Source organism: Stenotrophomonas sp. 22692 (assembly GCF_052045015.1).
Lineage (GTDB): Bacteria > Pseudomonadota > Gammaproteobacteria > Xanthomonadales > Xanthomonadaceae > Stenotrophomonas > Stenotrophomonas geniculata.
The window spans coordinates 92,268-108,115 of record NZ_JBQEMR010000003.1 but is presented as its reverse complement, the minus strand read 5'-3'; the positions used below and the strand labels follow the sequence as shown (position 1 = coordinate 108,115).

Annotated in this window: 11 protein-coding genes; 5 read left to right on the top strand and 6 right to left on the bottom strand. The window is 64.2% G+C overall.

Going from position 1 to position 15,848, the window contains the following annotated elements:
• Positions 1–11 precede the first annotated feature (11 nt).
• The 3 genes from ACTJJM_RS05035 (at position 12) to ACTJJM_RS05025 (ending at position 2,982) form a co-directional block, all read left to right on the top strand.
• Complete coding sequence (locus tag ACTJJM_RS05035; RefSeq protein WP_053442896.1) at positions 12–194, top strand: hypothetical protein; 183 nt, start codon at positions 12–14, stop codon at positions 192–194.
• A 28-nt stretch (positions 195–222) separates the two neighbouring features.
• Positions 223–939, top strand: a complete 717-nt coding sequence (locus ACTJJM_RS05030; RefSeq protein ID WP_010484675.1) for an SDR family NAD(P)-dependent oxidoreductase — start codon at positions 223–225, stop codon at positions 937–939.
• A gap of 96 nt (positions 940–1,035) precedes the next feature.
• The gene (locus ACTJJM_RS05025; protein WP_010484673.1) at positions 1,036–2,982 is read left to right on the top strand and encodes an EAL domain-containing protein; all 1,947 of its coding nucleotides are present in this window, start codon (positions 1,036–1,038) and stop codon (positions 2,980–2,982) included.
• Here ACTJJM_RS05025 and ACTJJM_RS05020 read toward each other — a convergent pair.
• The gene (locus ACTJJM_RS05020; RefSeq protein ID WP_010484672.1) at positions 2,979–3,590 is read right to left on the bottom strand and encodes a TetR/AcrR family transcriptional regulator; all 612 of its coding nucleotides are present in this window, start codon (positions 3,588–3,590) and stop codon (positions 2,979–2,981) included. The genes ACTJJM_RS05025 and ACTJJM_RS05020 overlap by 4 nt on opposite strands.
• Before the next feature lie 104 nt (positions 3,591–3,694).
• Here ACTJJM_RS05020 and ACTJJM_RS05015 point away from each other — a divergent pair, with 104 nt between their 5' ends.
• Positions 3,695–4,771, top strand: coding sequence for an MBL fold metallo-hydrolase (locus ACTJJM_RS05015; RefSeq protein ID WP_440865205.1), 1,077 nt, complete (start codon positions 3,695–3,697; stop codon positions 4,769–4,771).
• A gap of 165 nt (positions 4,772–4,936) precedes the next feature.
• Entirely contained in the window at positions 4,937–8,056 is a 3,120-nt protein-coding gene (locus ACTJJM_RS05010) for a discoidin domain-containing protein (protein WP_440865204.1), read from the top strand.
• A gap of 141 nt (positions 8,057–8,197) precedes the next feature.
• On the opposite strand, the gene ACTJJM_RS05005 is transcribed toward ACTJJM_RS05010, so the two are convergent.
• The 5 genes from ACTJJM_RS05005 to ACTJJM_RS04985 form a co-directional block, all read right to left on the bottom strand.
• Positions 8,198–11,152, bottom strand: coding sequence for a KAP family P-loop NTPase fold protein (locus ACTJJM_RS05005; protein WP_440865203.1), 2,955 nt, complete (start codon positions 11,150–11,152; stop codon positions 8,198–8,200).
• A gap of 191 nt (positions 11,153–11,343) precedes the next feature.
• Positions 11,344–12,318, bottom strand: coding sequence for an ABC transporter substrate-binding protein (locus tag ACTJJM_RS05000; protein WP_440865202.1), 975 nt, complete (start codon positions 12,316–12,318; stop codon positions 11,344–11,346).
• 16 nt (positions 12,319–12,334) lie between these two features.
• Positions 12,335–14,080: an amino acid ABC transporter permease/ATP-binding protein gene (locus ACTJJM_RS04995; RefSeq protein ID WP_440865201.1), complete on the bottom strand. Its 1,746-nt coding sequence runs from the start codon at positions 14,078–14,080 to the stop codon at positions 12,335–12,337.
• A complete protein-coding gene (locus tag ACTJJM_RS04990; protein ID WP_440865200.1) occupies positions 14,077–14,628 on the bottom strand; it encodes a GNAT family N-acetyltransferase in 552 nt (183 codons plus the stop codon). Before ACTJJM_RS04990 ends, ACTJJM_RS04995 begins: the two co-directional genes overlap by 4 nt.
• Positions 14,625–15,845, bottom strand: coding sequence for a M20 aminoacylase family protein (locus tag ACTJJM_RS04985; protein WP_329837753.1), 1,221 nt, complete (start codon positions 15,843–15,845; stop codon positions 14,625–14,627). Before ACTJJM_RS04985 ends, ACTJJM_RS04990 begins: the two co-directional genes overlap by 4 nt.
• Between the last annotated feature and the right edge of the window lie 3 nt (positions 15,846–15,848).

The following is a 15,848-nucleotide window of genomic DNA, read 5'->3' as shown; positions in this document are numbered from 1 at the left end:
CAGAGCCCGCAATGGAAGGCCTGACCAAACTGACCCGGCTGTCAGTGGTCAGTACATCCCAGCACCTGCAGCAGCTGCGACGGCTACTACCACAGTACCGTTGCCAGCTCGACAACATCGCCTCGATCATTACCGCTGAACGCAGCAACCTGCGCGCGTTCGCCGACTGGGACACCATTCTGGCTGCCGACTGAGGCCGCCGCAGTACAACAAGGAAGCAACATGAAATTGATGGTCATCGGCGCCAGCAGGGGCCTGGGTCGGGCGTTCGTGGAAGGCCTGTGCAGTGCGGGCGACACCGTCATCGGCGTTTCGCGCAGCCGTCCGCGCGATCTTGAATGCCCCGAGGGTGTCACTCTGCAGTGGATCGAGGCCGATCTGTCCCAGCCCACCCTGGCTGCCAATCACATCGCAGCGCAGGCACCGGCCGATCTGGATGTGCTGATCCACAACCTGGGCATCTGGGAAGAGACCGCCTTCAGCGACGAGTACGCCTTCCTCGAAGAGAGCGATGCCGCGCTCACCCAACTGGTCGACGTCAACATCACCGCCACCTTGGTGCTGCTGCAGCGCCTGCTGCCGCGAGTGCTCGGCGCACCACGCCCGCAGCTGGTGCTGACCGGATCAACCTCGGCACTGCCGCGCAGTGGCCGCCCGGAAGTGGCGTTCGGCGCATCCAAGTTCGCACTCAACGGCATCGCCGATGCACTGCGCGAGGGCTTCCGCGATCGCCGCCTGGCGGTGACCAGCCTGCAGCTGGGCTACCTCAACACCGACGATGCACTGTCGGTGCCGGTTGCAGAGGCTGCAGCGCGCGGCGACGGCGAATTAGTGCCCGTGCATGACGTCGTTGCGATGGTGCGCGCGTTGCTGCAGTTGTCACCGTCCGGCTTCGTGCGCGAACTGGTGCTGCCGGCCATCGCCGACCCGCGCTACTGACTGCAGAGGCCTCGGCCCGGGGCCCTTGGTGGCCGCTCGGGCGCCTGTGGTTTACCCTGCTCCCCACTGGCCGTCGGTCACAGGCGGGAACCTGCTATGGATGCGCTTTCACGGGTCTCGGCCCAGGTCCTGGACAGCGCCCTGCCCAGCCTGCCGCTGTACCTGCTGCAGGCCACGGCGGTGATCGGCATGATCGGCGTGCTGCTGATCGCCACCCGTCGCGCTGGCCATGCCATTGAAGGCCGCCGCCTGTACGTGGGCGTGGCGCTGGGCCTGATCTACCTGTTCAACGCCTGGTTCGTGGCCCGCTATACCCAAGGCGTGGTCAAGCTGCACCTCGGCTTCGACATCCTGCTGGTCAGCGGACTGCTCGGCGGCTGGCGCGGCGGCCTGGCCTGCCTGGGTGCCAGCCTGCTGGCCCGATACCAGTTCGCCGGCACCCAGTATTTTCTGCCAGCCGGCCTCGAGGCCACGCTGCAGATGCTGGCCGGCGTCTGGCTGCGCAGGCGCCTGCACCCGCGCATGCTCAATGAACTCTCGCTGCGCATGATCCTGCAGGCCTGGGGCGTGCGTATCGTCGTCACTGCGTTGGGCCTGGCACTGGGCGTCGCAATCATCGGCGCCAATCAGCTACCCGTGGAGGAGTTGGCAATCCAGCGCCTGCTGGCACTGCCACTATCGCTGCTGATGCTGGGCGCGGTGTTCGCACTGGTCTACAACGATGCGCAGATCGATGCACAGCGTCAGCGCGAACACGCCTGGCTGCGCATCGATCCGATCAGTGGCCTGCCCAACATGCGTGCGCTCGGCGAACGCCTGCAGCATTACTGGCGCGACAACGACGGTATCGGCAAGGCCTGCCTGATCGTGGCCGAGATGGGCAACCTGCGCGACCTGCGCCTGCGCTACGGTCCGCTGCAGGACAACGGACTGTGGCAGCGCGACAGCACCGAAGAGGTGCATCGGCTGCTGCCCTCGCTGCCGGCCGGCCAGCTGGAGATCTACCAGTTCGGCGATGCCGCGCTGGCGATCCTGGTGCGCGACCTGACCTTGTCCGAACTGCGCACGCAGCCGCAGATCACCGAGCTGGCCAGCAACCTGGCCGATCGGGTCGGCCGCGATTGGCCCGGCTTCCGGCCGCTGTTCCGCTGCGCGGTGGTCGAACTGAAGCCACCGGGCGCGGCAGACGATGGCCACCTGCCCTTCCGGGCAATCACCGTGGCGCTGAGTGCGATCGAATCCGGCGTCGTGTTCTTCGACGACCCGATCCAGCGCGACAGCGAGATCGACGCCCTGATTGAAGTCGCCCTTGATCGCTGGCTGCAGCAGGGCGACGCCCCGCTGTGCTACCAGCCCAAGCATCGCCTGCAGGATCGCCAGCTGGTCGGCGCCGAAGCACTGCTGCGCATGCGCGACGGCGAGGGTCGGCTGATCGCGCCCATGCGGGTGATCTCGCTGCTGCGCCGGCAGGGGCGGCTGGCTGAACTGGAATGGGCCACGCTGCAGTCGGCCATCCACTTCCTGCAGCAGTGCCGACGCGATGGCACGCAGCTGAAAATCGCCGTGAATGTTTCGGCCGAGTCACTGCGCCTGCCCGGCTTCGGCCTGCGCCTGCAGGAACTGCTGCAGCTGCACGATGTGCCCGGCGTGATGCTGCGCCTGGAGATCGTCGAATGGACCGAGATCGTCGAGCGCGACGTGGTCGATGCCAACATCGCACAGCTGCTGGCGGCGGAGGTCACGTTGTCACTGGATGATTTCGGCGCTGGCTATTCAACCCTGATCCTGCTCTCGCAGCTGGCCATCGCCGAGGTCAAGATCGAGCAGGCGCTGATCGCCACACTGTCCGACGCCAAGTCGCAGTCGATCGTGCGCTTCATCGTCGAAGTCGCGCACCGCTGCGGTGCAATCGTGGTGGCCGAAGGTACCGAGACCCTGGCGCAGGAACAGCAACTGCGCGCACTGGGTGTGGATGTCGGCCAGGGCTATCTGTACTCGGCGGCGCTGCCGGCCGACGAGTTCCGCCGCTTCGCGACCAGCTAGACCGCGTAGAAACCCAGGAACATCGCCACCGCTGATTCGGCAACGCGTGCACGCTCCTGTGCGCTCAACGGTGCCTGCCCCATCGTCACCTGTGGCCAGAACGCGAAGCTCTTCACCAGCCCGTGCAGCTGGTGGCCGGCGAACTCCGGATCGACCTCGCGCAGTCGGCCATCGGCGATGGCCGCGCGGATCCAGGCACTCTCGCCGCTTTCCTTTTCGCCCATGCGGCAGACGATGGCCTGCGCGCGCTCAGGTGAGTGGATGATCTCGGCCATCGCCACCCGCGCCAGGTCAATGAAGTTGGCATCGCTGAGCAGTTCCAGCTTCTGGCCCAGCAACTGCAGCAGCTGCGCCTGCAGCGGCTGGTCGGCGCGGTACGGTAACGCGTCGCTGGCCACGCTGCGTTCCCAGAGCTCCTCCAGGATCATCGAAAACAACGCTTCCTTGCTGGGAAAGTGGTTGTAGACGGTGCGCTTGGAGACCCCGGCCGCCTCGGCGATGCGGTCCATGCTGGTGGCCTCGTAGCCCGAGGCACGGAACTCCTCCACCGCCGCGCGCACGATGGCATCGCGTTTACGGTCGGTCAGGCGTTGCGGGGCACGGGGCATGGCAGAAACCGGATAACTGAACGGATGCGCACATTTTACACCGGACAGTGTACTTTTGAAAAACACGAAACTACACTGTGCAGTGTACCCAGCGGACGTCACCCATGAAGCGCCTGCTCGTTTTCCTTTTGCTTGGAATCCTCGCCGTGACCGCCTACACCTTCTGCAAGTCCTGGTCCCTCCCCGACTTCCCCGATTCGCCGCAGTACCGTGATGGCAAGTTCCGCAATGCCCTGCCCCGTCCGGCGATGGGCCTGCGCGACGGTGCGGAGATCTGGTGGACGTTCCTGTTCAACAAGCCCAAGGGCACCGTCCCGGCCCACCCCATTCCGGTGCTGCCGCTGGACCGCGCCACCCTCGACGCCGCGCCGGACCGCAGCCTGTTCCGGCTTGGGCACTCCACGATCCTGCTGAAGCTGCGCGGCCAGTACTGGCTGACCGACCCGGTCTTCTCGCAGCGCGCCTCGCCGGTGCAGTGGATGGGCCCGGCACGCTTCCACGCACCGCCGATCAGCATCGAAGAGCTGCCGCCGATCGCTGGCGTGATCCTCTCGCACAACCACTACGACCACCTGGACCATGCCGCCGTGGTGCAGCTGGCAGGCAAGACCGCGCGCTTCATCGCCCCGCTCGGCGTCGGCGACCAGCTGATTGCCTGGGGTGTGGACGCCAGCAAGGTCGAACAGCTGGACTGGTGGCAATCGACCGAGGCCAGCGGCCTGCGCCTGACCGCCACCCCGGGCCAGCACTTCTCCGGCCGCGGCCTGGGCGACAGCGACCGCAGCCTGTGGGCGTCGTGGGTGATCCAGGACGACGACTTCCGCATCTTCTTCAGCGGCGACACCGGCTACTTCGACGGCTTCAAGGCCATCGGCGAGAAGTACGGCCCGTTCGACCTGACCATGATCGAGACCGGCGCCTATGATCCGCGCTGGGCGTTCGTGCACATGCAGCCGGAACAGACGCTGCAGGCGCACCTGGACCTGCGCGGCAAGTGGCTGCTGCCGATCCACAACGGCACCTTCGACCTGGCCCTGCACGCATGGCAGCAGCCGTTCGAGCGCATCACCGCATTGGCGGCCGCGAAGAACGTGCCGGTGGCCACGCCGATGATGGGCGAAGCGCTGGACATGCAGGCGCCGCAGGCGGGTACGCGCTGGTGGGAGACGGTGGAGTTGTAGCGTGCGGTGCGCTTGACCTGCCGGAAACCATGTAGAGCCGAGCCATGCTCGGCTGCGTCAACCACAGAAGCGGCCTGCGACGCTGCAGTGCGTCATGTAACCGATTACATCCCTTGCTAGCGTAGCGCTCGCCCGACACCGGCCGAACCTGCGAGGCTGTACGTAATGACATTGCGCGCCGAACGCTCCAAGGTCTCCCGCTCAGCCATTCCATGGCGAGCTGCCGCCACCCTGCTGTTGGCCGCCCTCGCCGCTGCCGCACAGGCACAGCCCCTTCCCCCGCGCAGCCATTGGCAGGCCAGCAGTTCCTCGCAGCAGGTGCCGGCGATGGCGATCAGCCACCTGATCGACGGCGACCCGAAGACCGTCACCGGCGGCGCCTTCAGCCCCGGCCACTGGTTCCAGATCGATCTGGGCACGCCAACCCTGCTGGCTGGCGCACGACTCACCTGGGATGTCTCCAACCCGGAAGGCTATTCACTGCAGACCTCACTGGATGGTACGCAGTGGCAGACCGCGTACACGATGGCCGATTCACTGGGCGATGTGGAAACGCTGTACTTCGCGCCGCGGCAGGCGCGCTATCTACGACTGGCCAGTCCGCAGCGCACCTCCGACTGGGGTGTGTCGATCTTCGAGATGGAGCCGCTGGACAGCACACTCAGCGCACGCATCGCCGATGTCGATGCAACACAGGCAGCCGCGCTCTGGCAAGGCGGCGGCACCATTGCGGTTCCGACCGGAAAAGGTGGATCCCATGCGCTCGAGATCACGCTGCCGCAGGCTCAATCCTCGGCTGGCCTGGTGGTCGACTGGGCCGATGGCGCGCGCGGCGCTGCACGACTGCAGGCGCAGGATGCACAGGGCCGCTGGCAGGACCTCGCACACGATGCACAGGCGGCCAATCATCGGCAAAGCTGGCTGGCTGCTGACACGGCACAACCCCTGCGTGCGTTCCGGCTGAGCGTGGACGGCCCCGCACCGCAGGTCGCGCGACTGCGCCTGCTCGGGCCAAAGGCGGTAATGACGCCGATGAAGCGATACCAGATCACCGCCAGCGGCGCTCAGCGCGCGTTGTTCCCGGCATCGCTGCAGATGCAGCAGACCTACTGGACCGCCGTCGGTGTGCACGCAGGACGACAGAAATCGATCTTCGACGAATACGGCAATCTGGAAGCCTTCAAGGGCGCGCCGCTGGTGCAGCCGATCTGGCGTGGCGCTGACGGGCGTGCCGCTGGCGCGGCAGGACAGCCGATACAGCACGCGTTGCGGGATGGCTGGAAACCGATGCCCTCCGCTACGTGGTCACCGCAGCCCGGCCTGGAGCTGCGCAGCGAGGTATTCGCCATCGAGCGCGACGGCCAGCCGGTAACGTTCTTGCGGCATCGCCTGCACAACACGGGCAGCGCCAGGATCGAAGGCACGCTCAGCCTGGTCGTGCGCCCGATGCAGATGAATCCGCCGTGGCAGAACGGCGGGCTGTCACCGATCCGCGATGTGACCATCGATGGGCAGGCGGTGCGCATCAATGGACGCACGCTGCTGCAGTCGCTCACGCCGGTGGCTGCGTCGGGCGCGGCGCCGTTCGGCAAGGATGGCGCAACGGAAATCACCGCGACCCTCGCTGCCGGCCAGCTGCCCTCCACGCAACACGCGCGTGATGACCAGGGTCTTGCCTCGGCTGCGTTGAACTACCGCGTATCACTGGCACCGGGGGCCAGCGATGCCATCGTGGTCGCGTTCCCGCTGGGTACTACCGCCGCCGATACCAAGGGCGCACTGCCCGAAGCGCCTGCGCTCGATCTAGCCACGCTGCCCCGCGATGCCAATGCGGCGTTCGATTCCCTGGCCACGCAGGCGTCCGCGGACTGGCAGGCACGGCTGGGCCAAGTCGGGCTGCGCCTGCCCGATCCCTCACTGGTCGACATGCTGCGCGCGCAGGCCGCTTACATGCTGATCAACCAGACCGGCCCGGCCATGCAGCCCGGCCCGCGCAACTACAACCGCTCCTTCATCCGCGACGGCATGGCCACCTCGGCGGTGCTGCTGCGCATGGGCGAAGCCAAGGTCGCGCGCGACTACCTGGGCTGGTACAGCGAACACGGCGTGCATGCCAACGGCCTGGTCTCGCCGATCCTCAACGACGATGGCAGCGTCAACACCGGTTTCGGTTCGGATATCGAGTACGACAGCCAGGGCCAGTACGTGGCGCTGGTGGCCGATGTCGCGCGCCTCGATGGCGGACCCGAATCGGTACGTGCCTATCTGCCGAAAGTGAAGGCAGCGCTGCGCTTCCTGCAGGAACTGCGCGAACGCACGCTGGCGCCCGGCTACAAGGCCGACCAGCCAGCGCCGGAGCGCTTCGCGGGCATTCTTGCGCCGTCGATCAGCCATGAGGGTTATCCGTCTCCCACCCACAGCTACTGGGACGACTATTGGGGCCTGAAGGGCTGGCACGACGGCGCTTGGCTGGCCGAATCGCTGGGCGACCACGAGACCGCAGCGTGGGCACGCGAACAGTACAAACTGCTTTACGACGCGCTGCACGCCTCGATCCGGGCGACGATGGCGTGGAAGGGCATCGACTTCATTCCCTCCTCGGCCGATCTGGGCGATGGCGATCCCACCGGCGTTTCGATCGCACTGGACCCGACCGGCGCACAGAGCGTGCTGCCCGCCGAGGCGCTGCGGACCACCTTCGCGCGCTATCTGGACGATGTGCGCAAGCGCAGTCAGCCTGGTGCGTTGTACGCGTACACACCGTACGAGATCCGCAATGTGCTGAGCTATGTGCACCTGGGCCAGCCGCAGGTGGCCGATGAGCTGCTGCAGGGACTGCTGCATGATCGGCGCCCGCTTGAGTGGCAGGTGCTGGCTGAGGTCGTGCACTCACGCCTGCGCTTTCCGCGTTACCTGGGCGACATGCCGCATACCTGGATTGGTGCCGAGTACGGCCGCACGCTGTTCGGCATGCTGATGCGCGAAGACGATGATGCCCTCTCACTGCTGCCGGGTACGCCGCCCTCGTGGGTGGCAGGCGATGGATTGGCGGTGGAGCGGTTGCCGACAGCGTATGGCACGTTGCAGATGCAGGCACGGCAGCGCGATGGCACCTTGCGGGTCACGCTGGGCAAGGGCCTGCGCAAGGACACCGCCGTGCGTGTGTGGTGGCCCAGCCGCACCGCACCGAAAGAAGTGCGCGTGGACGGCCGGCAGGTCAGCGACTTCGATGTCGAAGGTGCGCGCCTGGCGAAGCCATTCCGAGTGCTCGAGGCGGTCTGGTAGCGCCGGCCAGGTCCGGCGCTACTACAGGTCCGGCAGCTCCGTAGTCTTGGGCCGCGTAGACCCAATGTACACATCCTACGAAGGGACTACATCTACGAGAAGTCCGTTAATAAACCTTTAGAGGACGCCGCCCTGTCCAACTCACCAGAAGCCATTCTTCAAGGACTTGGACATGGAATCCAATCGCTGCGGCCGAATGCACCTTTTCATGAAGTGGAAGAAGGCAGGATCAGATCTCCAGTCCATCCCTCCGACATCTATCCTTGCGGAGCCCACGACGTCCTCAGAGGCTTTCACAGAAACAGCGGGATCCAGTAGAGCAGCGACAGTGCCATGCCAGTTGGCGAAATCGTCAGACTCTCTGGAAATCTTCTCGATGTCTGCAATTCTATTCGACACAATCGACGACTCCTCCGCGTTCCCCGCCACGCTCGCGTCATGGCTCCCGCCCCACTGCAGCCACCGCACAAAGTCTGGCCAGCGAATTGCCATCACGATCCAGATTGCATAGCTCTCCAAAGAAGGTGCGACCCAGAAGTGATCAAGCTTGCGCCTCTCATTTCTAAGCGCGAGATACAATCTGGCCATATTTGCCATCCGCTTAATCTCCCGTGGATTGACCACGCCGAACTCCACGACACCCCTCATTATCCTCCCCACATCCTTGCTATCCAGAGTGGGAACGGACGCTGCTATAGCCGGGGACTCCGAGGCCTGAACGGAAACTCCCTTCAAGGAAATGGAACCATCAACCTTCGCCTCGCCAGCCCTCGATTCCAACGACTCTGCAGCGGGACGAGTTTTCCCCGCACCAGCATCGGATTGCTCATCCTCGTCAGGAAGAACAACCACACCCGAGAGCGACGAAATATACCTATCTGTGTTTGCTTGCGGAGGAATCGTAAATGGTAGCTGCACGAATTTGTCCATGAACCTCCATCCAAGCGGAACGCGACGCTCATAGCTTGGTAGACAGTCACGTATTTCCTTATGCGCACAATCAAGGGATGCAGCAACCACTTGCGGATCCATGCCTACAACAAAGACACAGCGATAGGAGTCACTCGCCAGCAACATGCTGATCCCCTCAACAACCGAGGACACCTTTGATGGCGAGCACCTGTCAAGATCATCAATAAAAACGACGACTTTTCCACTTTGCCCTTGAGCGGCTTGTGCAGATCTCATTACCCGCTCAAGGTCTTCATCCATTAGATGAATAGATCCGAGTGAGCGCGAATAGTCAGGAATACTGAGATAGGGAGCCAGAGAAAATTTGGCAGATTCCTTCCTCTTCCAGAACCACCTGCAAGCAGCAACTGCGCCGGTTACAAGCCCTGCCCCGCCCAGCATATTCAAGAGCATCGAAGCAAGGACACTCTGACCAATCATCAGAAGAATCGATGCAATGATCGCCAGGGGAATCAGCCAGACCATCACTGACAATGCCGACTCCAACAGGCGGTTGTACACCTTTCTCCTGATGACGCCAGCATCCATTCTGGAAATATGGAGCCTCAGATAGAATGCCTCCCGCTCGGCCAATGGCATTCGAGCCGCCAACTGACTAATGATCGCGTCAACCATCCCTGCCCAAAGCTGCTCGCTTGATTCATACTTCCATGCATTGAACCAAACAGTGGAGATTCCTTTTGCCTCACCAGAATTCGAATCATCCACACTCTCTTTCATGCCCCCCATTCTCTTCTTGAGAATTTTCATGACATCGCTCAAAGCGAGGCCAAACGAGGTCAGATAAACAGGCTTCGAATCATCCACACTACCCTTCGCGCCATCCATTCTCTTCTTGAGAATTTTCAGGACATCGCGCAAAGTTAGGCCAATCGAAGCCGCATAACCCGCCGCTTTTCGCTTATCTTCCGGATCAAGCTGGTCACGGATCATCTTCATCAGGGAAGATTTCCCCGCACCCCAGGGCGCCTGGATGCTCACACTGAGGGGAACTGGAGTCTCCGCATGCAAAACAAAGCCTGCTATCGCGGACGCGTAAACAGAGTAGCCGAGCAGATCCTCACTGGACGCCGAATCGTTGCATAGGCGCATCTTCACGTGACCGGACACTATTTCACTGAAAGCATCCGACAGATCATTCAACCCCACCTGCATCCGTTTCAGGTAAATTCGATACTGCCCCTCTCCCTCAAGCAAGGAGAAGACAAGATCCTCAACCGAGAACAAGTCTCGGCCGTAACCCTTCGCTCGCTCCAGAGCTGCTGCAAGAATCAGTGAGGCGCGCCTAGTAGCCGATTCAAACTGACGCCCATCGGCAAAAACCCCGACCACGCCAGTATCACCAAAAAGAGAATTCCATCCATCCATGTGGCGCGAACCACTCAAACCCAGAATGGCGGTATTGAATGCGCATGCGAAACGATCACTCGTTCGCATAGCCCCAGGGGAAGACCCTGCGTGCATCAAGCCAAACAGGATCAACTCCGTTGTCAGTTCCACCTGACCAATCTTCCTACCGAGGAAGAACGATAGCGAAAGCACCTCGGACGCGGTGGCACCCGCCCCCCAACGGTCTGCGCGACCTGTTCTTCCAGCCCTCACATGGGCCAGCAACGCCCTGAGATCGTCATCATCGGCCTGACCTGGCCTAGGCAGGGCGATGATGCTGGTCAAGCCACCGTCGAGTAGACGTCCAGCTTCCTTGAGGGCAACCATCGAGATATCAAAGCTCTCGATGAGGGAAAGCCCTGCATCTCCAGTGCCCAGCAGAGGAAGCCAAACAGAAGATGCGGAGCGAATCTCCGCACTAGACAGTGCCTTCTCAAGGTTCTTCGAAAGCAGATCTGCAGGCTTATGCCCTCCTTTGATGGTTACGACGAAACAGATGATCCGTTGTTCGTGACGTAGAATGGCATAGCCCTTCAACAGGAACGTAGCCTTGGGACGGAGACGTCTCTGCGAACCAAGCAAGCCCATTACATGGTCACTTAGTTGTCCTGGCGTTCCGACCTCATCTGTGGGAACGAAGATGACCTGCTCGTCGCTTGGCGCCTTCATGCACGCAACTGTTCCTCCGGCTATAGGAACAGCTTCGTCTTCATACAGGCGGTGAACATCGTCCATTGGAACCCCTCCTTGCTGGAGTCCTAGGATCTTACGAAACACCGGTTGTTCACAAGCACTTAAGAAGGGAGTTCATCCTCTGAACATGCTCCTAAGTATCTGCAGAAGCCGACTCCAATCAGGATTTTCTCAAAACCCGAGTTTTCGCGGAAGGCGATATTCGCGTGGCCAGCGCTGGGGCTCGCCTGGCGTCACAGCGTCGGCAACCCCGGCGGATTGGTCTGCGACTGCGGCACCGCTTCCTCGGCCACATTCCATCGCTTCAGCGCCTGCGCATAGGTGCCGCTGCCTATCTGGGTATTCAGCGCCTGCGTCACCGCGTCGGCCAGGCCGCTGCCCTTGCGCGTGGTCACCGAAATCGCCGCAGCGTTCGGCCATCCCCCTGGGAACAGGCCAACACGCCGCACCTTGCCATCGCGTGCCGAATAAGCGCCGGTGGCATTGGGCTCGAACGAGACATCGGCGCGGCCGGTGATCACCGCCAAGCGGCCGACCACCGCGTCGTCGAAGTACTGGTACTCCACCGGCTTCAGGCCGGCAGCGATGTTCTGCTGGTCCCACTGGCGCAGGATCTGGTCCTGGTTGGTGCTGGCGCCCACCACCACCTTCAGCCCGGCGACGTCGGCGGGCTTTTCGATCTTCTGTATCGGCCCATCAGTGCGCGTGTAGATGCCCAGCAGGTCGTAACGATAGCTGGAGAAATCGAACTTCTTCTTGCGCTCCTCGGTGACCGTCACGTTCGACAGCACTGCATCGTACTTGCCCGACTCCAGCCCGAGTGGCCAATCGGCCCATGCCACCGGCACGATCACCAGCTTCAGGCCCAGCCCATCGGCGATCAGCCGCGCGATGTCCGGCTCGATGCCGACCACGTCCTTGCTGTCGGCACCATAGTCGGCCAGCGGCAGCTGCCCCGGATGAGTGGCAACGGTGAATGTGCCGGGGGTGACGAAGCGATAGTCGGCCGGGATCAACGCCTGAGCCTTCGGGTCAAACGTACCCTTCAGCACGGCCGTGTTCGCTCCGGCCAGGCTGGTCGCAGCCACCGCCGCAGCCTCCGGGGCCTGGCGTACGCGCGAATAGACGATGCCGGCGATGCCGATGACCAGCACGCCTACGATCAACAGGGTGCTGCGCGAGGGGCGACGCGGTGCTGCAGGGCTCATGGTGTTCCTTCCAGGGCTATAGGGTCTTGGTCAGGAAATCGGCGGTGCGTTGCTGGCGCGGGCGCTCGAACAACGCCTCGGGCGTGCCCTGCTCGATCACCCGCCCCTGGTCCATCATCACCACGTGGTCGGCCACGCGGCGGGCGAAACTCAGCTCATGGGTGACGATCACCAGTGTGGTGCCGGAACGGGCCAGTTCCTCGATCACGCTGAGTACCTCCGCCACCAGTTCCGGGTCCAGTGCCGAGGTCGGTTCATCGAACAGCAGCACCTTCGGTTGCAGCGCCAGTGCGCGGGCGATCGCGATGCGCTGCTGCTGGCCACCGGACAGCTGGCGGGGGAAGGCATCGGCCTTGTCGGCCAGGCCGACCCGCTCCAGCAGTGTGCGCGCCTGCTGCTCGGCCTGCGCGCGCGATACACCACGTACCGCGATCGGTGCCTCGATGATGTTCTCCAGCGCGGTCAGATGCGGGAACAGGTTGAAGCCCTGGAACACCATGCCCACCTCGGAACGACGGCGGCGGATCTCGCGCTCGGAAAGTTCGTACAACGTGTCACCCTCGCGGCGGTAACCGATCAGCTGGCCGCCAACAGTCACGTAACCACTGTCCGCGCGTTCCAGGTGGTTGATCAACCGCAGCAGCGTGGATTTCCCGGCACCGGACGGGCCGATCAGCACCGTCACGCTGCCGGCGCGCAGGTCCAGGTTCACGTCTTCCAGCACCGGCTGATCGCCGAACACCTTGCCCACGCCATGCAGCGATACCGCCGCACCCTCGCCCGCTTCCACCTGGGTGGCGATGCGCGGCCGGTTGGCCACGCGCGGCGCAGCATCACTGGATGTCCGCACCGGTGACGACACCCGCGACACCGAGCGCTCGCGCTGCAGCTGGCCGCGCGCGAAGCGCTGTTCCACGCGCCGCTGCAGCAGCGACAACACGGTCAGGATCACCAGGTACCAGACCGTGGCCACCATCAGCAGCGGCACCACTTCCAGGTTGCGCCGATAGATCACCTGCACGGTGTAGAACAGCTCCGGCAGCGCCAGCACGTAGACCACCGAGGTGCTCTTGGCCAGGCCGATCACATCGTTGAACGCGGCCGGCAGGATCGAGCGCATCGCCTGGGGCAGGATGATGCGCCGCACCTGGCGACCGCGCGGCAGGCCGAGCGCGGCCGCGGCCTCGTACTGGCCGTGGTCGACCGAGAGGATGCCACCGCGGATCACCTCGGCCGAGAACGCGGCCTGGTTCAGGGTCAGGCCCAGCACCGCGGCGGTGAACACACCGATCAGCTGCGTGGTCGGGTACGAGAACAGGCTGATGCCGGTGAACGGCACGCCCAGTTCGATGGTGCTGTACAGATAGCCCAGGTTGTTCAACAGCAGCAACAGCACCAGCAACGGGATCGAACGGAACAACCACACATAGCCCCACGACACCGCCGACAGCAGCGGCGAACCGGAGACGCGTGCCAGCGCGAGCAGCGTACCCAGCGCGAAACCGAGGCCGGTGCCAAGCGCGGTCAGCAGCAGCGTGCGACCCAGGCCTTCCAGCACCGGGCGTGCGAAGAACCACTCGGCGAAGGTGCCCCAACCCCAGCGCGGATTGCCCAGCACGGACTGCAGCCCGATCAGGATCAGCGCCAGTGCCAGCACCGTGCCGAAGACCTGCAGCGGATGCCGGGCCGGCACGATCTTCAGTGCCTGTCCGGGCGCCGGACGAGCGGCGATGCCCTCCAGCGCGGTCGACGGTGTGCTCATGCGTGGGCTCCGTGCAGCAGTGCCTGTGCAGCGGTAACGACAGGCGTCGTCGCCCGCAGGTGCTTCTCGAACGGCAGATGCGCAACCGTTTCCGGGTCGGCCTCCAGATCGAACAGCGCGGTGTAGCCATGACTGAGGTACAGGCCAACGGCTTCAGGCTGACGGAAGCCGGTGGTCAGGAACACTCGTCGGTACCCTTGCCGTGCCGCCTGGTCTTCCAGCTCCTGCAGCACGCGTCGCGCGATGCCCTGGCGGCGCAGTCCGGGCAGCGTCCAGATGCGCTTGAACTCGGCGGTATCCGGATCGCGGTGCGGCATGAACGCACCGCCGGAAATCGCCACCCCGTCGCGCAGCAGCAGCACGAAGGCACCTACCGGGGCAGCAAAGGCCTGCGCCGGGTATCGCTGCAGCTCCTCGCGAGCGCTGCCACCGATGCGTCGGCGCACGTCGGCGTAGCGGCTGTCGTACTCCTGTTCAAGACCGTCGAACAGGGGCCGCGCCAGCGGATCATCCACCGAGGTATAGAGGAAGCGTTCGTTGCTGCTCATGTCGCATCCTTCACCAGATAGTCTTCGGCCAGTCGCGCCCACAGGCTGGCGGCGGGGGCAATGGCGGCATCGTTGAACACGTAGCGCGGGCTGTGCAGCGGCGCGCTCTCGCCGTTCCCGACGAACACGAAGCTGCCCGGTCGTGCCTGCAGCAGGAAGGCGAAATCCTCGCTGGCCGTGCGCGGCGCGAATTCGGGCACCACCTGTGCGGCGCCGAAGCCCTGCACGGCCACCTCGCGGATGTAGGCGGTCTGCTGCGGATGGTTGATCACACTGGGGAAGCCGCGCGGGAACTCGATCTCGGCGCGCGCACCGAACGCGGCGGCGGTGTGTTCGGCAATCTCGGTGACCCGGCGCCGCAGGGTGTCGCGCACTTCCGGCAGGTAGGCGCGGACGGTCAGCTTCAGCTCGACCACGTCTGGAATCACATTGGCGGCCTGCCCGCCGTGGATCGAACCGACGGTGACCACGCCCATCTGCCGCGGATCGACATTGCGCGACACCACGCTCTGCAGCGCGGTGATGATGTGCGCCGCCACCAGGATCGGATCGACGCTGCCCTGTGGCTCGGCGCCGTGGCCGCCCTTGCCGATCACCTTCAGCCGTGCCCAATCCACCGACGCCATCGCCGGGCCATCGACGAAACCGAAGTGGCCCACCGGCACGCCCGGCCAGTTGTGCAGCCCATAGATCGCATCCACCGGGAAACGCTCGAACAAGCCATCTGCAATCATCTTCGACGCGCCCGAACCCGTCTCCTCAGCAGGCTGGAACACCAGCTGCAGGGTGCCGTCGATGCGCCCGTGGTGGGCCAGGTAGTGTGCAGCGGACAGCAGGATGGCGGTATGCCCATCGTGGCCGCAGGCATGCATCAGCCCCTCGGTCTGGCTGGCGTAGGCCAGGCCGGAGTCCTCATGGATCGGCAGTGCATCGATGTCGGCGCGCAGGCCGAGACGACGGCTGCCCTGCCCGCGCTGCAGCGTGCCGACCACACCGGTGCCGCCGAGCCCGGTGGTCACCTCATAACCCCACTGCTGCAGCAACTCGGCCACGCGGGCGCTGGTGCGGTGCTCCTCGAAGGCCAGCTCCGGGTGCCGATGCAGATCGTGGCGGATCGCGATGGCGGCCTCGGCGCGTGCTGCGATCTCGGGCAATATGCCACTGGTTGGGGAAGTCCGCCGGGCGTGGCCCGGCGCTACCGCGGTTTCTCCGCTCATCGC